This is a genomic window from Nocardiopsis sp. iso_237 (assembly GCF_056173345.1).
Genome location: NZ_CM149669.1, coordinates 306251 through 324160, shown reverse-complemented (window position 1 = coordinate 324160; position 17910 = coordinate 306251). Strand labels below are relative to the sequence as shown.

The 17910-nt window shown below is 70.5% G+C and carries 20 protein-coding genes; 12 read left to right on the top strand and 8 right to left on the bottom strand.

What is annotated here, in order from left to right; all coding sequences use genetic code 11:
- Positions 1-119: 119 nt before the first annotated feature.
- Entirely contained in the window at positions 120-1667 is a 1548-nt protein-coding gene (locus AC0VYM_RS01695; protein ID WP_475458167.1) for a glycosyltransferase family 2 protein, read from the bottom strand.
- Between the two features lie 352 nt (positions 1668-2019).
- Here AC0VYM_RS01695 and AC0VYM_RS01690 point away from each other — a divergent pair, with 352 nt between their 5' ends.
- The 3 genes from AC0VYM_RS01690 (at position 2020) to AC0VYM_RS01680 (ending at position 4652) form a co-directional block, all read left to right on the top strand.
- On the top strand, positions 2020-2754 hold the full coding sequence (locus AC0VYM_RS01690; protein WP_475462903.1) for a WbqC family protein: 735 nt from the start codon (positions 2020-2022) through the stop codon (positions 2752-2754).
- Positions 2755-2861: 107 nt separating this feature from the next.
- Positions 2862-3575, top strand: coding sequence for a PIG-L deacetylase family protein (locus AC0VYM_RS01685; RefSeq protein WP_475458165.1), 714 nt, complete (start codon positions 2862-2864; stop codon positions 3573-3575).
- A gap of 93 nt (positions 3576-3668) precedes the next feature.
- Positions 3669-4652, top strand: coding sequence for an NAD-dependent epimerase/dehydratase family protein (locus tag AC0VYM_RS01680; RefSeq protein WP_475458163.1), 984 nt, complete (start codon positions 3669-3671; stop codon positions 4650-4652).
- Between the two features lie 184 nt (positions 4653-4836).
- On the opposite strand, the gene AC0VYM_RS01675 is transcribed toward AC0VYM_RS01680, so the two are convergent.
- Complete coding sequence (locus tag AC0VYM_RS01675; protein WP_475458161.1) at positions 4837-5208, bottom strand: DUF202 domain-containing protein; 372 nt, start codon at positions 5206-5208, stop codon at positions 4837-4839.
- Entirely contained in the window at positions 5205-5552 is a 348-nt protein-coding gene (locus AC0VYM_RS01670; RefSeq protein ID WP_475458159.1) for a YidH family protein, read from the bottom strand. Before AC0VYM_RS01670 ends, AC0VYM_RS01675 begins: the two co-directional genes overlap by 4 nt.
- Positions 5553-5825: 273 nt before the next feature.
- Here AC0VYM_RS01670 and trxA point away from each other — a divergent pair, with 273 nt between their 5' ends.
- The 7 genes from trxA to AC0VYM_RS01635 all read left to right on the top strand — a co-directional run bounded on the left by trxA (position 5826) and on the right by AC0VYM_RS01635 (position 12293).
- Complete coding sequence (trxA, locus tag AC0VYM_RS01665) at positions 5826-6200, top strand: thioredoxin (protein WP_475458157.1); 375 nt, start codon at positions 5826-5828, stop codon at positions 6198-6200.
- Between the two features lie 435 nt (positions 6201-6635).
- Positions 6636-7508: a phosphate ABC transporter ATP-binding protein PstB gene (pstB, locus tag AC0VYM_RS01660; protein WP_475458155.1), complete on the top strand. Its 873-nt coding sequence runs from the start codon at positions 6636-6638 to the stop codon at positions 7506-7508.
- Positions 7509-7562: 54 nt separating this feature from the next.
- Positions 7563-8348 (top strand): response regulator transcription factor, encoded by a 786-nt coding sequence (locus AC0VYM_RS01655; RefSeq protein ID WP_475458153.1) that lies wholly within the window; start codon positions 7563-7565, stop codon positions 8346-8348.
- Between the two features lie 400 nt (positions 8349-8748).
- Positions 8749-9870, top strand: a complete 1122-nt coding sequence (pstS, locus tag AC0VYM_RS01650) for a phosphate ABC transporter substrate-binding protein PstS (RefSeq protein ID WP_475458151.1) — start codon at positions 8749-8751, stop codon at positions 9868-9870.
- A 110-nt stretch (positions 9871-9980) separates the two neighbouring features.
- Complete coding sequence (gene pstC / locus AC0VYM_RS01645) at positions 9981-10988, top strand: phosphate ABC transporter permease subunit PstC (RefSeq protein ID WP_475458149.1); 1008 nt, start codon at positions 9981-9983, stop codon at positions 10986-10988.
- Positions 10985-11893: a phosphate ABC transporter permease PstA gene (gene pstA, locus AC0VYM_RS01640; RefSeq protein ID WP_475458147.1), complete on the top strand. Its 909-nt coding sequence runs from the start codon at positions 10985-10987 to the stop codon at positions 11891-11893. The genes pstC and pstA overlap by 4 nt, the downstream gene beginning before the upstream one ends.
- Before the next feature lie 181 nt (positions 11894-12074).
- Positions 12075-12293 (top strand): EF-hand domain-containing protein, encoded by a 219-nt coding sequence (locus tag AC0VYM_RS01635; protein WP_475458144.1) that lies wholly within the window; start codon positions 12075-12077, stop codon positions 12291-12293.
- 7 nt (positions 12294-12300) lie between these two features.
- Here AC0VYM_RS01635 and AC0VYM_RS01630 read toward each other — a convergent pair whose 3' ends face one another.
- Positions 12301-13011 carry a spermine/spermidine synthase domain-containing protein gene (locus AC0VYM_RS01630; RefSeq protein WP_475458142.1) on the bottom strand — a complete coding sequence of 237 codons (711 nt, stop codon included), beginning with the start codon at positions 13009-13011 and terminating at the stop codon, positions 12301-12303.
- Positions 13012-13133: 122 nt separating this feature from the next.
- On the opposite strand from AC0VYM_RS01630, the gene AC0VYM_RS01625 reads away from it, so the two are divergent.
- The gene (locus tag AC0VYM_RS01625; RefSeq protein ID WP_475458139.1) at positions 13134-13538 is read left to right on the top strand and encodes a DoxX family protein; all 405 of its coding nucleotides are present in this window, start codon (positions 13134-13136) and stop codon (positions 13536-13538) included.
- Positions 13539-13662: 124 nt separating this feature from the next.
- Here the strand turns inward: AC0VYM_RS01625 and AC0VYM_RS01620 are convergent, their stop codons facing one another.
- Positions 13663-14220, bottom strand: a complete 558-nt coding sequence (locus AC0VYM_RS01620) for a hypothetical protein (RefSeq protein WP_475458137.1) — start codon at positions 14218-14220, stop codon at positions 13663-13665.
- A gap of 60 nt (positions 14221-14280) precedes the next feature.
- Here AC0VYM_RS01620 and AC0VYM_RS01615 point away from each other — a divergent pair, with 60 nt between their 5' ends.
- Positions 14281-15750, top strand: coding sequence for a cellulase family glycosylhydrolase (locus tag AC0VYM_RS01615; RefSeq protein ID WP_475458135.1), 1470 nt, complete (start codon positions 14281-14283; stop codon positions 15748-15750).
- A gap of 12 nt (positions 15751-15762) precedes the next feature.
- Here AC0VYM_RS01615 and hisG read toward each other — a convergent pair whose 3' ends face one another.
- The 3 genes from hisG to AC0VYM_RS01600 form a co-directional block, all read right to left on the bottom strand.
- Positions 15763-16617, bottom strand: coding sequence for an ATP phosphoribosyltransferase (gene hisG / locus AC0VYM_RS01610; protein ID WP_475458133.1), 855 nt, complete (start codon positions 16615-16617; stop codon positions 15763-15765).
- Between the two features lie 89 nt (positions 16618-16706).
- Positions 16707-16970: a phosphoribosyl-ATP diphosphatase gene (locus AC0VYM_RS01605; RefSeq protein ID WP_211715077.1), complete on the bottom strand. Its 264-nt coding sequence runs from the start codon at positions 16968-16970 to the stop codon at positions 16707-16709.
- A gap of 99 nt (positions 16971-17069) precedes the next feature.
- Complete coding sequence (locus tag AC0VYM_RS01600) at positions 17070-17897, bottom strand: SDR family NAD(P)-dependent oxidoreductase (RefSeq protein WP_475458131.1); 828 nt, start codon at positions 17895-17897, stop codon at positions 17070-17072.
- Positions 17898-17910 lie beyond the last annotated feature (13 nt).

Here is a 17910-nt window from a genome sequence, read left to right as displayed (position 1 = left end):
CAACGACTGCGCCCCGAGGAGGGTCGGGTCCCCTCCATCGAGGCTAAGCGGTGTCCGGCACGGTGGGCCCCTGGGGTGGGCATGCTCGGAGAATCTCACATTCCCGCAGGTCGAGACGGTTACCGATCCTTGTGGGAGACCCGGGTGGGACTGCTCCACCGGCCGTCGGACCTGGCGGTCCAGGCCTTCGGGATCATCCGCAGGGCCAGGTAGGAGTCCACGATCCGGATCGGGAAGAAGAACAGCCCGTAGAACAGGTACGAGGGCCGCCGCCGCACCATGGTCATGACACAGGTGAGCACGTAGTCCGGCACGAGCAGGCCGATGGCCAGGGCCGTCAGCGGCAGGAACGCCGTGACCGCCGTGAACCCCTCGGTGAGGAACGGCACCCCCGCCAGCGCCTCCCCGCCGACCGTGCCCAGCAGTACGAACAGGGCGATCGCCACGGTCACCAGGAAGAGCGCCGAGACCAGCACGACCTCCACGACGTACAGGGCCAGGGCCGCCCAGAAGAAGCTCGGCCACACCCCGTGCCGCCGCACCGTCTGCCAGAAGCCGAGGGTCCAGCGGCCCACCTGCTTGCGGTAGTCCCGGAACGTGAACGGGTCCTGGCTGTAGGCCTTGGTGTCCGGCCGCATGGAGATCCGGCCGAGGCGCTTGTGGTGCACCTCGAAGGTCATGTTGAAGTCCTCGATCACCAGCCCCGGGGGGTTGACGGTGATCTCCCTCAGGGCGCGGCTGCGGTACACGCTCGCGAACCCCGGCACGATGAAGGCGACGTTGGCCCGCTTCCAGGTCTGCCCGAAGCGCATGAAGTACTGGAGCATGAAGTACAGGCGGTCCCGGTAGGCCGAGATGACCCGCCCGACCAGCCCCCGCTCCCGGGGCTTCCACTCCGAGACGACGAAGCCCGCGACGGCGGCCACGTCCGGGTCCCGGAGCTGCCGTCTGGCGCCCTCGACGTATCCCGGGTCGAGCTCCGTGTCGGCGTCCAGGATCAGCACGCCGTCGTAGTTCTCGGTCAGTGAGAACTCCTCGATGACCGCCTCGATGGCCCCGGCCTTGCCCCGGTTGGTGAGGAGTTCGAGGACGTTCACGCCGGTCCGGGCCGCGATCTCGGCGGTGGCGTCCCCGGACGAGTCCGAGACGACGTAGACGTCCCACCGGTCGAACAGGCTGAGGGCGGAGGAGATCGCGGCGCCGATCACCGGCTCCTCGTTGTGGGCCGGGATGACGACGGCGAGGGTGGTGACCTCGGGGTCCCCGGCCACCAGCGGCCCGCCCGGGGCGGCGGTGTCGAGCGCTCCCTCCTCGGCGGACCCGCTCGCCCCGCCCCCGGTCAGCTCCTCGGTTCCCCCGGGGCCGCCCGCGCCCACGAGGAGGCGCCGCCGTTCACGGCTCCCGGCGACGCTCGCGCGCCGGTCCTCGGGGCGTCGGCGCAGGGCCGCCCGCGCCCCGCCCTCGGCCAGCCTGAGCAGGCCGACCACGGTCCACAGCAGCAGGTTCAGGCCGAAGGCCATCCACAGGAAGACGTACCCGAGGGCACCGATCCCGGCGGCCGCGGCCATGGACGACGCGAAGTCGAACCAGTAGACGAAGAGCGCGACGGCCAGCACCAGGGCGATCAACCCGGTCAGCAGCCCACCGATGGAACGCACGATACGCACAGCCCTGGGACCCCTCGAATGTCATCGGTTTTCGGACCGACATCAACCCGTGAAGTCGGCCTTGGGTTGACGTCCTACGCGGACGACGGGTTCACCCGGGTTCGCGTCCTATGTAGGCCACGCAAATCGTATACACGGGCTTGCGTGAGGTGGTACCCATTAGAAGATATTTGCGACGAGGTGCCGGAGGTGACCACCGCCACCGGTTTATACGAGGACCCATGGGATCCCGGTAAATCCCCGTCGCCTGACCGACGAGTTAAGGAGAACGCCCGGAGTGATCGGCGACCCACGATCCCCCGCGCCAGATCCCGCGCACGGCGCCCCGGGGCCCTTCTCCGGGAACACCACCCTGACCAGCGACGACGACGCGCGCGTGCGCGTGGCCGTCCACCAGCCGCACTATTGGCCATGGCTGGGACTGATCGACAAGATCGACCGTTCTGACCGTTTCATCATGCTTGACACGGTTCAGTTCGAACGTCGGGGTTGGCAGAACCGAAACTACGTCGCCGGCCACGGTGATCCGGTCCTTCTCACCGTGCCCGTCACCCAGGCGAGCCGCGACGAGCGCATCCTCGACAAGAAAATAGACAAATCACAGAAATGGCGCAGTAAGCACTTCAGGGCACTCTCTGAACACTGTTACCGCAAGGCACCCTTCTGGAACGTTTACCGGGAGGAAATCGCCCGGCTGTACGAAACGGAGTGGGACGACCTCGCGGACCTGGCCATCGCCACCACGCGCCTGCTGACACACGGATTCGGCATCGCCACACCCGTCCTGCGCGCGAGCGAGCTCGGGGACTTCCCCGGGCACAAGAGTGAGCTGTTGGCCCAGATCTGCGCCAAGGCGGGAGCGGACACCCTGCTCTCGGGCGACGGCGCGAGGGACTACCTGGACCCCGGGGTCCTGGGCCGCTACGGGATCGCCATCGAGTGGCAGGAGTTCCGCCATCCGGTGTACCGGCAGCACACCCGCGGCCCGTCCGACGGCTTCGTGCCCCGCCTGTCAGCGATCGACCTCCTGCTCAACGCCGGACCGGACGCGCTGGGCGTGCTCCGTCAGGCGAGAGCCCGCGGCTGACACCGATCAGCGAGCGGGCACCGTCCACCCGGGCCAACGGGCGCGGTGGGCCCGGCGGCCCGGGCGGCGACCGATCGCCCCACTTCGGCAAAGAACGGGAAACCGGCATGACGACGGACTGGTCCCAGGAGCGCCTCCTGGTCTACTCCCCCCACCCCGACGACGAGACCCTCGGCTGCGGCGGGCTGATGCACAAGGCCAAGCGCGCGGGCGCGGAGGTCTTCGTGCAGTTCCTGACGGTCGGTGACACCGCCGACCAGTCCCCGAAGGGCTTCTCCACCGCCGAGGAGCGCCACACCGAGATCAAGAAGGTCTCGGAGCACTTCCGCTGGGACGACTGGCACATGGCGCTGCCGGGCGACGAGCACCACCTGCGGCTGGACGCGGTCCCCCGGGTGGACCTGACGCGGCTGATCGAGCGGGACAGCCCGCTCTCGGTCGCGCGCCTGCGGCCCACCGTGGTGCTCGTTCCGCATCGCACGAGCTACAACCAGGACCACCAGGCCGTGGCGGAGGCGGTGCACACCGCCCTGCGCCCCTCGAACTGCGGTCTGCGCCACCACCCCGCCCTGGTGCTGTCCTACGAGGAGGCCGCCGACCAGTGGCGGTCCGAGCCCGTGGACTCCCCCAACCTCATCGTCGCGCTCTCCGAGGCGGACCTCGCGGCCAAGCTCCAGGCGATGGAGCTGTACGGCTCCCAGAGCCACGAACACCCCCACACGCGTTCGGAACTCACCCTGCGCAGCCTCGCGGTCCTCAGGGGCATGCAGGCCGGGGTGGCCCTCGGTGAGGGCTACCACGTCCTGCGGCACCTGGCCTGACCGGGCGTACGGCCCGAACTCCCCCACCCGTCACACGTAACCCACCCCAGTGAAGCGCAGGACACCTGCATCACCCGTAGTGGAGGGCACACCATGAAGGCCGTCATCACCGGCGGAGCCGGGTTCATCGGCTCCCACCTGTGCGACCACCTGGTCGCGCGGGGACACGAGGTCACCGTCCTGGACGACCTCTCGACCGGTTCACTGTCCAACCTGTCCCAGTTGAAGGGCTCTCCCGCCTTCCGGTTCGTCCAGGGGGACATCCTGGACCGGGACCTGGTGGACCGGCTCGTCTCGGAGTCGGACACCGTGTTCCACCTCGCCGCCGCCGTGGGCGTCTACAACATCGTCGACAACCCGCTCCGCTCGCTGCGGATCAACCTGCACGGGACCGAGAACGTCGTGGAGGCGGCGGTCCGGCACCGGGTCCCGTACATGGTCGCCTCGACCAGCGAGGTCTACGGCAAGAACGACGCGGACGGCATCAGGGAGGACGCCGACCGGATCTACGGCTCGGCCACCAAGAGCCGCTGGTCCTACGCCGCCGCCAAGGGGCTGGACGAGCTGGTGGCCTACGTCCACGGCACGGAGTCCGGCGTGCCCTGCGTCATCACCCGCTTCTTCAACGTGGTGGGGCCGCGGCAGACCGGCAGATACGGGATGGTCGTGCCCCGGTTCGTCGACCAGGCGCTGTCCGGCGAGCCCGTCACCGTCTACGGCACGGGTGACCAGCGCCGGTGCTTCGGGTCGGTGTTCGACGTGGTGCCCGCGATGACCCGGCTGATGGACACCCCCGAGGCCTACAACCAGGCGGTGAACCTGGGCGGGCACGAGGAGGTGACGATCAGGGGCCTGGCCGACCGGGTCGTCCGCCTGACCGGCTCGGGCAGCCCGATCACCTACATGGAGTACGAGGAGGCCTACGGCGAGGGCTACGAGGACATGCGGCGCCGGTACCCGGACACCTCGCTGGCCGGGAGGCTGATCGGCTACGAGCCCACCCTCGACCTCGACGCCATCATCGGGTCCATCGTCGAGCACCGCCGGTCGGACCGGTCGGTCCCCGCCCCCGCGTAGCCGCGCGCCGCCGGAACCGCGGTCCCGCCACGGCCGTGACAGCCGCTGACGGGAGGTCCTCCCCGGGTGCCCCGCCGCCCGGACCGCCCGTCGTCCCGCCGGGCGGTGACGGCCCCCCGTCTGACGGGGACGTCGACGAGGCCCGGCCCCGCCTCACGGACTCGGCGCGGCTCCCGCGGCGCACTCACGGCAGGAGCACCGTCGCCACCACGACCAGGGTCAGGACGAGGACGCCCGCGCTGAGCAGGACCATCGCCCAGGGCCGGGCCACGCTCAGCGGGGCCCGACCCGTCCCCGGTTCGCGGAGTCCGTACTCGGTGCGGCGCCAGCGCAGCCACAGGTGCAGCCCGAGGCCGGTACCCAGCAGCAGGGTGAAGGCCATGACGGCCGCCCGCAGCGCGGGGTCCACCTCGGGTACGACGCCGGAGCCGGGGTCGAGCGGCCCCCGCAGGTAGACCAGGCCCACCACGGCGAGCAGGATGAGCGCGCGCTGCCAGGACAGCAGCGTGCGTTCGGGCTGGAGGCCGGGGTCGCGGCGGTCCTGCTCCGGTCTCACAGCAGGTTCCCCAGCAGGACCAGGAGGCACACCGCCGCCACGGCGAACGTGGTGATCAGCGGGAGCAGGCTCATTGGGAGGGGTTCGCCCCGGCTCATCACCCGCTGCACGCGGTACCAGCGCAGCGGCGCGTACACGGTGACGACTCCGGCGAGGACGGCCAGCAGCAGCCCCACCAGGGTGCGCGGCGTCTCGTCCCAGCCCAGGGGGAGCAGGTGGAGGACCGCGACCGCGCCCGCGAGCAAGGCCAACGCGGTCCGGATCCACGCCAGGAAGGTACGTTCGTTGGCGAGGGTGAAGCGGTAGTCCACGCCCTGCTGGTCCTCCGGCGCCTCGGAGCTCATCGGTCCCCCCGGTTTTCGGCGTTCGGCCCACAACGGAAGCTCCGGTCACGACAATGAACCCGTGCCCCGCAGGCCGACACTAACCGTGTTCGCTCTTTCCTCCCAAACAGGTATGCAACACGCGTTGTGTCGGAAACCACCGGCCCGGTAGGGGTGCGCGCACCACCTCCCAGGCATGTGGAACAAACGAGTGGGCACTACCGCTGTAGCACCCAAGAGGATGGCAGTTGGCCACCGGTCGACACCAACAACGAACGAAGAGCAGGAGACCACGTGTCCACCGTCGAACTCACCAAAGACAACTTCGCGGAAACGCTGAAGGACAACAGCTTCGTCCTGATCGACTTCTGGGCTGACTGGTGCGGTCCCTGCCGCCAGTTCGCCCCCGTGTTCGACAAGTCCTCGGAGAAGCACACGGACATCGTGCACGCCAAGGTCGACACCGAGGCACAGCGGGAGCTCGCCTTCGAGTTCAAGATCCAGTCCATCCCGACCCTGATGATCGTGCGCGACCAGACGGTCATCTACAACGAGCCGGGCGCCCTCCCCTCCGAGGCCCTGGAGAGCCTGATCACCCAGGCCCGGGAGCTGGACATGGACGAGGTCAAGCAGAAGATCTCCGAGCAGGGCGGCGACTCCGGGCAGTAGGTCCCCACCGTCCCCGACCGCCCCGGCGCCCGTGTCACGACCGGCACGGAAGCGTCGGGGCGGTCGTGTGTCGGGGGCCGGTTCCGTGGCCGGGGGCGGGAGGCGGTTCACATGGTCCGGGGCGGTCCACGACCGGACCGCCCGCGCCCGGCACCCCGACCTCAGGGACCCCGATCCTGGTGGCCCCCGCCCCGGGCGGCGCCTGCGGGCGGGCGCACCGGCCGACCCGCCCGCCGCGCCCCTCCGTGACGGTCCTGACCGGTGAGGACACCCGAACGTCACCGGGGGCTTCCTACTCCACCGCCCACGTTCATCTTGGCCACGGGGTTCGTTCACCCGGGCTTCACGCGGACATATTTGCATGGGAATCGACCGCACTCCGCGGGTTTCATCCCCTCATGCACACCGAGCTCCGTCCGACCCGGAAGTGGCCCCATGTCTGTCAGCAACACCGCGACCCCGCGAGGCACCGAGTCCGGCCGCGGCATCGCCCCCGACACCGTCCGGTACAACCGCGAGGTCCCCGGTCTGGGCGAACCCGTCTTCGACATCAGCGACCTGTCGATCCACTACGGGTCCAACAAGGCCGTGCGCGACGTGAACATGCAGGTGGGCCCGCGTCAGATCACCGCGATGATCGGCCCCTCCGGCTGCGGCAAGAGCACGGTCCTGCGCACGCTCAACCGGATGAACGACCTCATCCCCGGCGCGCGGATCGAGGGTCGGGTGACCTACCACGGTGAGGACCTGTACGCCTCCGACGTGGACCCGATCGAGGTCCGCCGCCGGATCGGGATGGTCTTCCAGAAGCCCAACCCGTTCCCCAAGTCCATCTACGACAACGTCGCCTACGGTCCCCGCATCAACGGGGCGCGCGGCAACATGGACGACCTGGTCGAGGAGACCCTCACCAAGGCCGCCCTGTGGGACGAGGTCAAGGACAAGCTGAAGGAGAGCGCCTTCGCCCTCTCCGGCGGCCAGCAGCAGCGCCTGTGCATCGCCCGCACCATCGCGGTGAACCCCGAGGTCATCCTCATGGACGAGCCCTGCTCGGCGCTCGACCCGATCGCCACCCTCAAGATCGAGGACCTCATGTACGAGCTGGCGGCCGAGTACACGATCGTCATCGTCACCCACAACATGCAGCAGGCGGCGCGCGTCTCGGACCGCACGGCCTTCTTCACCGCCAGCGTGGACGGCGCGGGCGAGCGCTACGGCAGCCTCGTGGAGTACGACGAGACGGCGACGATCTTCAGCAAGCCCTCCGACCAGCGCACCGAGGACTACATCTCGGGCCGCTTCGGGTAACCCGCCCGGTCGAGCTCCACCCGCCCCCGTAGCTCTCGACGAAGTGGACCCGCCATGCCCGCGCTCACCTGCTCCGCACCGGTTCCCCCGCCCACCGGCGCGCCGGACGACGAAGCGAGGACGCGGCGCGCGGAGGGTCCGTTGCGGGTCCTGCTGGTGGAGCCCGAGTCCGAGCAGTCGCACCAGCTGGTGCTCTCGCTGAGCGGACACGACGTGGACATCACGGTGTGCGTGGACGGCGCCGAGGCCCTGCTCCGGGTGGGGATGGTGCGGCCGGACACCCTGCTGACCAACGCGGCGCCGCCCGAGGTGGACCTGGAGACGCTGGTGCGGGTGACCCGCCGGGCCATGGACATCCCGATCCTGATCGGGGTGGGCGCGGGCGACTCGCAGCGGGCGATGCGGGCCCTCTCGGCGGGGGCCACCGCCTGTGTGAACCGCCCGTACCGCATCCCCGAGCTCGCGGGGCTGCTGCGCGGCTCGCTTCCGGGGAACGAGGCCGCCCCGCCGTCCGACCCCGGCGGACCGGTGGCGCTGCGCTCGGGCGACCTGGAGCTGGACGCCCTGGGGCACCGGCTGTTCGTGGACGGGCAGCCGGTCAACCTGGCCCTGCGGGAGTTCGGGATCATGGACTTCCTGCTCCGGCACAGCGGCAGGGTGGTCAGCCGGGAGGAGCTGTGGACCGAGGTCTGGCGCAAGCCGCTCCCGCCGGTGAACAACACGATCGCCGTGCACATCCGGCGCCTGCGGCACAAGCTGGGTGACTCGGAGGCCCAGCCCCGCTTCATCCACACGGTCCGGGGCATCGGCTACCGGCTGGACACGACGAACGGCGGGTAGGCGCACAAAGGCGGTCGCGTACTTTTTCGAGGGCCCTCCGACAGGCACCGGAGTGGCCCGCCGTTCACGTACGCGTCACCCTTTTCTGATTCCCACGGAACGGTGACGTCCGAGGAATGCAAATCTGTCATCCCCCTGAACCCCGGTTCCGACAGCACTCTCGGACACGTTCTCATCACAGCAGGTCAGAGCGGACACTGGCGATCCTCCGACGAACGTCCGCACCACGACACACACCATCGCACACAGTGGCCGTTATCGAAAAGTGACCCCCATTCACCTGGCATTCACTGTTCTTCTACCCAACCGCCTCTATTTCGATGACACCACGACTTTCTACGCGCCTAGTGTCGTTTCACGTCAGCCCCGACAGCGGTCATTCAACGAGGAGAACCACGACATGCGCAACGGGCGTTCCAAGCTCGCCGTCCTGGCGGCCATCCCCCTGCTCGCCACGGCGTGCGGCAGCGGCTCCGACGGCGCGGACGGCTCCGCCTCGGGCGGAGACCTCAGCGCCTCGCTGACCGGTGCCGGGGCCAGCTTCCCCGACCCGCTCTTCCAGGACTGGATGCACACCTACAGCCAGGAGGTGCAGCCCGGCGTCAGCATCAACTACCAGAGCGTGGGCTCCGGCGCCGGCATCGAGCAGTTCCTGGAGCAGACGGTCAACTTCGGCTCCTCCGAGCGCTACCTGACCGACGAGGACCTGGCCACCGCCGCCGACGGCCGCGGCTGCGAGGCCATCCAGTTCCCGGTCGTGTTCGGCTCGGTCGTCATCGCCTTCGACAACCCCGACCTCGACGGTCTGGTCCTGGACGCCGAGACCATCGCCGGCATCTACTCCGGCGACATCACCTCGTACACGGACCCGGCCATCGCGGACCTCAACCCGGACGTGGACCTGCCGGACGACGAGATCATCCCGGTCCACCGTTCCGACAGCTCCGGCACCACCGAGGTCTTCACCCACTACCTCTCCACCGAGGTGGCCTCGTGGGCCGACGAGTACGGCTCCGGCGGCGAGATCGACTGGGCCCCCGGCCTGGTCGGCGGCCAGGGCAACGACGGTGTCGCCCAGGGCATCAGCCAGAACCCGGGCGGCGTGGGCTACGTGAACCAGGCCTTCGCGCAGGAGGCCGGTCTGGCCTCCGCCAAGGTCGTCAACGCGGACGGCGAGCCCATCGCGCCGACCCTGGAGTCCACCACGGCCGCCTCCGAGGAGGCGGAGATCCCCGAGGACTTCCGGTTCAGCATCGACGGCATCGGCGGCGAGGGCTACCCGATCGCCGGTACCAACTGGATCTTCACCTACACCTGCGGCTACGAGCAGGCCGAGGCCGACGCGATCATCGACTTCTGGACCTGGGCCCTGACCGACGAGGGCGCCAACGAGATCGTCGCGGAGCTGGGCTACGCCCCCCTCGGTGACGAGCTGAAGGAGCGCGTGCTCGCCGAGATCGAGCGCACCAACTCGGAGAACGAGGGCAGCGGCGACGCCGCCGAGGCCGGTTCCGAGGAGTAGAAGCCTCACCGGGGCCGGGGCCGGAGCGCCCCGGCCCCGTCCTCTCCGCCCCCGACCGGGGCCACCACGCGTCTCCCCCTCCCACGAAAGCCATCAAGAGGAGAAGCACCATGTCCACTGAGGCCCCAGAGGCCCCGGCCCCGGAGGAACCCCGGCGGGGCACGACGCTGAGGTCGAGCAAGGGGAGGATGGCCGACCCCCTCTTCAAGTGGGCGGTCGCGTCCTGCGGCACCATCGTCCTGGTCATCCTGGCCCTGATGGTCCTGCGCACCACCACCGAGGCCTGGCCCGTCTTCGCGAAGGAGGGCTTCTTCGGCTTCCTCGCGGGGGAGCAGTGGCAGTCGGGCAACTCGCGGAGCGAGATCACCGGCACCTACGGCGCCTGGCCGTTCATCTACGGCACCCTGGTGACCGCGACCATCGCCATCGTCATCGCGCTCCCGCTGGCGATCATGGTCTCCTTCTACCTCACCCACATGGCGCCGCGCCGGATCGCCAAGCCGCTCTCCTACACGGTGGAGCTGCTCGCCGCGGTCCCCAGCGTCATCTTCGGCCTGTGGGGCCTGCACTGGTTCCTGCCGACCGTGCTGCGGCCGTTCTTCGAGTTCCTGGAGGGCGTCCTCGGCTGGTTCTTCCTCTTCGAGGGCCCGATCCGCGGGGTGGGCTACCTGTCCGCCGGGATCGTGCTGGCCATCATGATCCTGCCGATCATGACCGCCATCATCCGTGAGGTCATCGCGGTGCACCCGGTCGAGCAGCGGATGGCCGCCTACGCGCTGGGCTCCACCCGCTGGGAGGTCCTGCGCAACGTGGTCCTGCCCGCCAGCTTCTCCGGGATCGTGGCCGCCGCCATGCTCGGCCTCGGCCGCGCGCTGGGCGAGACCATCGCGGTCCTGATGCTGATCGGCGGGTCCCAGTCCTGGGGCGCGAGCCTGTTCGGGACCGGCAGCAGCATGGCCTCGCACATCGCCGCGACCTTCGGTGAGGCCACCCCCGAGTCCAGGACCGCCCTGATGGCCATCGGTGTGGCCCTGTTCCTGGTCACGATGATCGTCAACATCCTCGCCCGCGTCATCGTCTGGCGTCTGGGACGCATGACGGGAGACGCCGCCGTATGAGCACCATGACCTCGACTCCCCCCAGCAGGCACGTCCCGCTGAGCCAGCGCCCCCCGGGTTCCTCCTTCCGGCGCCTCAAGGACCGGGGCGCCACCGTGGCGCTGACCGCCGCGATGGTCGTCGCGATGATCCCGCTGGTCCTGATCGTCTTCGAGGTGACCCGTCGCGGCATCGGCGTGGTCAACCTGGACTTCATCACGCAGGTCGAGCCCCCGCCCCGGCGCGAGGGCGGCGGCTACGCGGCCGGGTTCTTCGGAACGCTGTACATCATGGCGCTGGCCGTCCTGATGTCGATCCCGTTCGGCATCGCCACGGCCGTGTACATCGTGGAGTACGGGCCCAACCGGCTGACCTCCGCGATCCGCTTCTTCACCGACGTGATGACCGGCATCCCGTCGATCTTCGTGGGTCTGTTCGTGTACGGCCTGCTGGTGATCGGCTGGGGCGGCATGGGCTTCGGCACCTTCGTGGGCGCGGTGGCCATCGCGGTGATGATGCTGCCCATCGTCACCCGGTCCTCGGAGGAGATGCTGCGGCTGGTCCCGAACGAGATGCGCAACGCCAGCTACGGGCTGGGGGCGCGCAAGTGGCAGACCATCGTCCACACGGTGCTGCCCGCCGCCGCACCGGGTCTGACCACCGGTTCGATGCTGGCGATCGCTCGCGGTATCGGTGAGACGGCGCCGCTGCTGCTGACCGCCTTCGGCACGGGTCTGGTCGTGACGTCCTTCCAGGGCGACCCGCAGGGCGCGGTCCCGATGCAGCTGTACAGGGGCGCCACGCAGCCCTTCGAGTCCGGTATCGACCGTGCCTGGGGCGCCGCGCTGTGCCTGTTCGTCCTGGTGCTGGCCTTCACCGTGGTCGCCCGCTGGGTGGGCTCGAAGGCGTCCACGAACACGCACTGATCGCCGGAGTCCCCGGAGGGGCCGTCTCCCGCCCACCGGGCGGGAGACGGCCCCTCTCTCGTGTCGCGGGACACGGGGCCGGTGGGTCCTCCGGTCGGGGGCAGGCCTCCCGGTGGCCCCGCGGGGCGTGCCTCGATAGCCTGGCGCGAGCCCGTTCCCCAGCAGATCCGGAGAGCCACCGATGGCCGACACCACCGAGTACGCCGCCACCTTCACCCTCGTGGACACCGACAACGACGGCCTCATCTCCGCCCAGGAGCTGGCCGCGCTGATGCGCAACCTCGGTGACCAGACCACCGACGAGCAGGCCGCCGAGGTCGTCCGCGCGATGGACGGCGACGGCGACCAGCGGATCTCCCTGGAGGAGTTCGCCAGCTACATGTCCCGCAACCAGGGCTGACCGCGCCTCAGAGGGGGTTCGAGGCCAGGTAGACCACGTCCGGGACGCCCCGGGCCACCACCACCTCCACGACCTCCACCGTGGCGAAGCGCCCCCGCAGCAGGGCCTCGAAGCTGTCCACGGCGTTGGCGCTCCAGAACGAGAGCACCCCGCCGGGGGTGAGCAGCCGGGTCAGCTGTTCGAGCCCGGCCGCCTCGTACAGGCGGTTGTTGTTCTCGACCACGGTCCAGTCCGGGCCGTTGTCGGTGTCCAGGCACACGACGTCGTAGCGGCCGGGCCGGTCGGCTGCGGAGGCCTCCGCCAGCCAGGTGACGATGTCGGCGTTGTGGACGCGGCAGCGGGGGTCGCGGTGGACGTACTCGGCGGCCTCACCGAGTTCGTCCTCGTGCCAGGCGATCACCTGGGGTTCGAGCTCCACCACGTCCACTCGGGAGACCCGGGGGTTGTCGAGCGCCTCGCGGGCGGAGAAGCCGACGCCGAGCCCGCCGACCAGCACGCGGGCGTGCGAGCGGCCCGGGGGAAGCGCCGCCAGGCTCGCGCGCACCATCTCGCGCTCGGACGTGCCGTCGCGGGTGTCCATCAGGAACAGGCCGTTGGAGTAGATCTCATAGTGGGCGCCCACCCGGCGTAGTACCAGGTCACCGCCGGTCTCGCCGGTCACCCGGGCCAGGGTGACCGTCTCTCCCTCGGATGCGGGATCTCGTGTTCGCTGGTTCATGACCCACATTGTGCCCGTTCCCCTCGCGGCGGACCGGTGGTATCCGGTTCGGCGGGCCGGTGGAGGACCGCTGGTTGACCCACGAGTAGGTTGGGTTCCGGCGCGTCACGTGAGGAGTGTGTATGTCCATGGGTGAACGCCTGGAGAAGCTGCGCGGAGCGGCCCCGCTCGCTCTGGGAGCCCTGTTCGTGGGTTCGGGGGTGCTGCACTTCGCGGCGCCCCGGCCGTTCGAGTCGATCATGCCGCGCCGCCTGCCCGCGCACCGCGCGTTCGTGTACGGCAGCGGTGTGGCCGAACTGGCCTGCGGCGCCGGACTGCTGACCCGCCGGAGGTGGGCGGGACCGGCCAGCGCGGCGCTGCTGCTGGCCGTGTGGCCCGCCAACGTCCAGATGGCGCTCGACTCCGGCTCCGGACGGCTGCCGTCGGTGGCCGACAACCGGGCCGTCGCCTGGGGACGCGTCGCCCTCCAGGTCCCCCTGGTCTGGGCCGCCCTCCAGTCCCGCCGCACACCGCGCGGCGACGCCTGAGGGCCGGGTCTCATGCTCTCTGAATCGTTCCGCCCACCCGTCGCCCACCACCCTCGACGGACGCGGTCGAACCGTCGCCGCTGATCCGGCTCCGCCACCACCGGCGACGGCATCCGGGCGCTCCCTACGGTGAAACGGTCTCCGGGCGGGTGAGGCGGTGGGTCAGGGCGGCGGGCACCGCGCACAGCCAGCCCAGGCAGACCGCCCACAGCAGTCCGGACAGGGCCCCGACGAGGGCGTAGGAGAACAGGGCCACCGGCCCCGCGCCCACGGCCAGGACGGCGGCGGACGCGCGCAGGGCGTTGGCCAGGGCCAGGCCCAGGACCACGCCGGACCAGGCGGACAGCAGGGTCCGCCAGGCGTTCGCCCGGGGGCGGACCCGCCGTGCCCGGTGGACCCACCCGGCGGTGACGGCGGCCAGCGCCGCGACGGCGACGAGCTCGGCCGCCAGGTGCCAGCCGGGCTGGCCCACGAGGGTGGTGGCGCTGAGTCTCGGGAAGGCGAAGGGGACGCCCAGTGACGTGGGCAGTGTCAGCCAGGCCGCGCGGGATCCCAGCCAGGTGAGGAAGGCGGCGTTCCCGAAGAGCAGGCACGGGACGAGGGTGGCGGCTCCGGCGACACCGGGGACGAGGAGGGGGCGGGTGGCCGGGGGGCTGTTGCGAATAACATTCACCTTTTGCATGATAGTGACCCAGGTCTCATCAGCACACCTCCCGGAGCCATCCTCCCCCCAGGAGCGAGATTGCAGCCCACCGGCAAGCGCAGGCTCGTCACCGCCGCCCTGACCGTGCTCGTGCTGGTGGCCGGTGGTCTCACCGCCGCCGCCACCCGGCACGAACCCGGGCCCACCCGGTACCTCACCGACGCTCAGGGAAGGGCGCTCTTCCTCCACGGCCTCAACACGTCCGGGTCGGCCAAGGGCGACCCCGACCGGCTGCCGTGGATCACTGAGGACGACGTCCAGGCCGAGTACGACGCCATGGGCACCAACTTCGTCCGCTTCCTCATCCAGTGGCAGGCCCTGGAACCCGAGGAGGGCGTCTACGACGAGGAGTACCTGGACGCCGTGGCCGAGCGCGTGGAGTGGTACGCCGACCGCGGGTACCACGTGCTGCTCGACATGCACCAGGACCTGTACGGCCGCCACACCAGCCCCGAGGAGCACTCCGGCAACGGCGCCCCCGAGTGGGCCACCCACAACGACGGGCTGCGGGTGGAGAGCCGGGAGATGTGGGAGCTGGTCTACCTGGAGCCCGGGGTGATGCGCTCCTTCGACCACTTCTGGGGCACCACCGGGGAGCACCCCGGGCTGATGGACGCCTACGCCGACGCCTGGGGCCACGTGGCCGAGCGCTTCTCCGGCCACCCGGCGGTGATCGGCTACGACCTCATGAACGAACCCTTCGGCGGCAGCCTCCAGGGCGCCGACTTCGAGACCGGTCCCCTCGCGGAGCTCTACCGCCGCTCCGTCGCGCGGGTCCGGGAGGTCGACCCGGACACGTGGATCTTCGTGGAGGGGCAGGCCGTGGGCGTGAACTGGGGCCTGCCCTCGTTCCTGCCCCGGATCGAGGACCCCCGCGAGGGTGAGCCCAGGATCGTCTACGCCCCGCACATGTACGCCCTGCCCATGGATCTGGGCCAGCCCTACGAGGGTGCGGCCCGGGAGCGGATCGACGCCAGCGTGGAGCTGTGGTCCCGCAACGTCCGCGTGGTGGGCGAACGCCTGGAGGCGCCGATCGTGCTGGGCGAGTTCGGCCTGGACATGTCCGGCGCGGGCGCCCCGGAGTTCGTCGGCCGGATGCTGGAGGAGACCGAGGCCATGGCGGCCGGGCGCGTCTACTGGTCCAACGACCACGACGGGTGGGGCCCCTGGGAGGACCGGGCCGAGGGTGCGGAACTCACCCCCGGCCCGTTGGCCCACGTCATGAACCGGGCCTACCCGCGCGCGGTGGCGGGTCAGCCCCTGGAGCTGGGGCTGGACGACGCCTCCGGGGCGCTGTCGGTGCGCTACGCCGAGAACGGGGCGTCCGGGGCGACCGAGCTGTACCTGCCCGATGACGTCTTCGGGGAGGGGTACCAACTGACCGTGGACACCCCGGCCGGGGACGACGGCTGGACGTCGCGCTGGGACGACGCGAGACGGGTCCTGCACGTCACCGTCACGGGCGCCGCCGACGGCGACGAGACCCTGCTGACCGTCGCCCCCTCCTGAGCGGGGTCCCGGTCAGAGGCGGCAGGCGTAGATGTCGGTGACCAGGATGGCGCGGGCGCCGAGCTGCCAGAGGTCGTCCATGATCCGCTGGGCCTCCCTGCGCGGCACCATCGAACGGACCGCGACCCAGCCCTCGCGGTGCAGCGGGGAGACCGTCGGTCCCTCCATGCCCGGGGTGAGGGCGACCGCCGCCTCCAGGTTCTCGGCGTGCACGTCGTAGTCCATCATCACGTAGTCGCGGGCCACGAGGACGCCGCGCAGACGGCGCAGCAGCTGGTCGATCTGCCGGTCCTCGGGGGCGTCCGTCGGCCGGATGACCACGGCCTCGGAGACCAGGATCGGGTCACCGAAGGTCTCCATCCCCGCGTTGCGCAGCGTGGTGCCGGTGGAGACGACGTCGGCCACCGCGTCGGCCACGCCGAGCTGCACCGAGCTCTCCACGGCGCCGTCCAGGTGGATGACGCGGGCGTCGATGCCGCGCTCGTCCAGGTAGGCGCGGAGCAGGCCGTCGAAGGAGGTGGCGACGCGCTTTCCGTTGAGGTCGGAGACCTCCATGGCGCCACCGCCGGGCGCGGCGAAGCGGAAGGTGGAGCCGCCGAAGCCCAGCGGGAGGACCTCGTCCACCGGGGCGCCGGAGTCCAGCAGCATGTCGCGGCCGGTGATCCCCGCCTGGAGGATCCCCTCACCGACGTAGACGGCGATGTCCTTGGGGCGCAGGAAGAAGAACTCGGTGTTGTTGTCGGGGTCGACCAGCACGAGGTCGCGGCTGCTCTTGCGCTGCCGGTACCCGGCCTCGCCCAGCATCTGGACGGCGGGTTCGGACAGCTGGCCCTTGTTGGGCACGGCGATGCGGAGCATGTCGGGCATGACGGGTTCCTTCTCAGTTCTGGCGTGGTTCGGGGACGTCCGGTGGGCCGGTCCGCGCACGCGCCCGGTGAGGAGCGCGCGGTACCGGCCTACAGATGCTTGTAGACGTCCTCGAGGCGCAGGCCACGGGCCAGCATCAGAACCTGGAGGTGGTAGAGGAGCTGCGAGATCTCTTCGGCGGCCTCGTCGTCCGACTGGTACTCGGCGGCCATCCAGACCTCAGCGGCCTCCTCGACGACCTTCTTGCCGATGGCATGGACGCCGGCGTCGAGTTGGGCGACGGTCCCGGACCCCTCGGGGCGGGAGCGTGCCTTCTCTGACAGCTCGGCGAACAGCTCTTCGAAGGTCTTCATGGTCTCTTTCCTCGACCGGCAGTGCGGTACCAGGGTAGGCGCAACCGGCGGCCCGTGACCAACCGGGGACCGAATGTCTCAGTATGTGGGAGACCCAGGTCAGGCCATCCGGCGGGCGACGGCGCGGACCAGCGGGCGGGGCAGGAGGCGCAGGATGCCGTCGGCGGCCTTGTACTGGGCGCCGGGGATGACCGCCGAACGCCCGGCGGACCAGGCGGCCAGGGAGTCGCGGACGATGTGTTCCTTGGGCACGAAGGCGAAGGCGGGCATCCCCTGCTCCTGGACGCCCCGGGTCATGTCGGTGCGCACGAAGCCGGGCAGGACCACGGTGACCTGGACGCCGTGTTTGCGCACCTCGGCGGCGACGCTCTCGCTCCACAGGGTCACGAACTTCTTGCCCGCGCCGTACACGGACCCGCCCGGGTTGGCGGGGATCTCCCCGGCCATCGAGGCCACGTTCACCACGCCCAGCGGCTCCGTGTACCCGTTGGCGCGGCGGGCGATCTGCACCGGCAGGACGGCGCGGGCCAGCTGGAGGACGGCGCGGACGTTGAGGTCGATCATGGCGTCGATCTCGGCGGGGTCCTGGTCCGCGAAGGTTCCCCCGTCGCCGCGCCCGGCGTTGTTGACGAGCAGGTCCACCGGCGCGAGCGCACCGGTGCCGTCCTCGGTGAGGCGGGCGGCCACGGCGGCGACGCCCTCGGACGTGCCGAGGTCGGCGGGCAGGACCTCGACGGAGGTCCCGTACCGTTCCCGGACCTGTCCGGCGAGTTCGTCCAGGAGGTCGTGGCGGCGCGCGGCCACGACGAGGGCGTAGCCGCGCTGGGCGAGGCGCCGGGCGTACTCCTCCCCGATCCCGCCGGAGGCCCCGGTGACCAGTGCGGTCCGGGCGCGGGAGGGTGCGGGGGTCGTGTCGGCGTCGCTCATGCCCTCAGGGTAG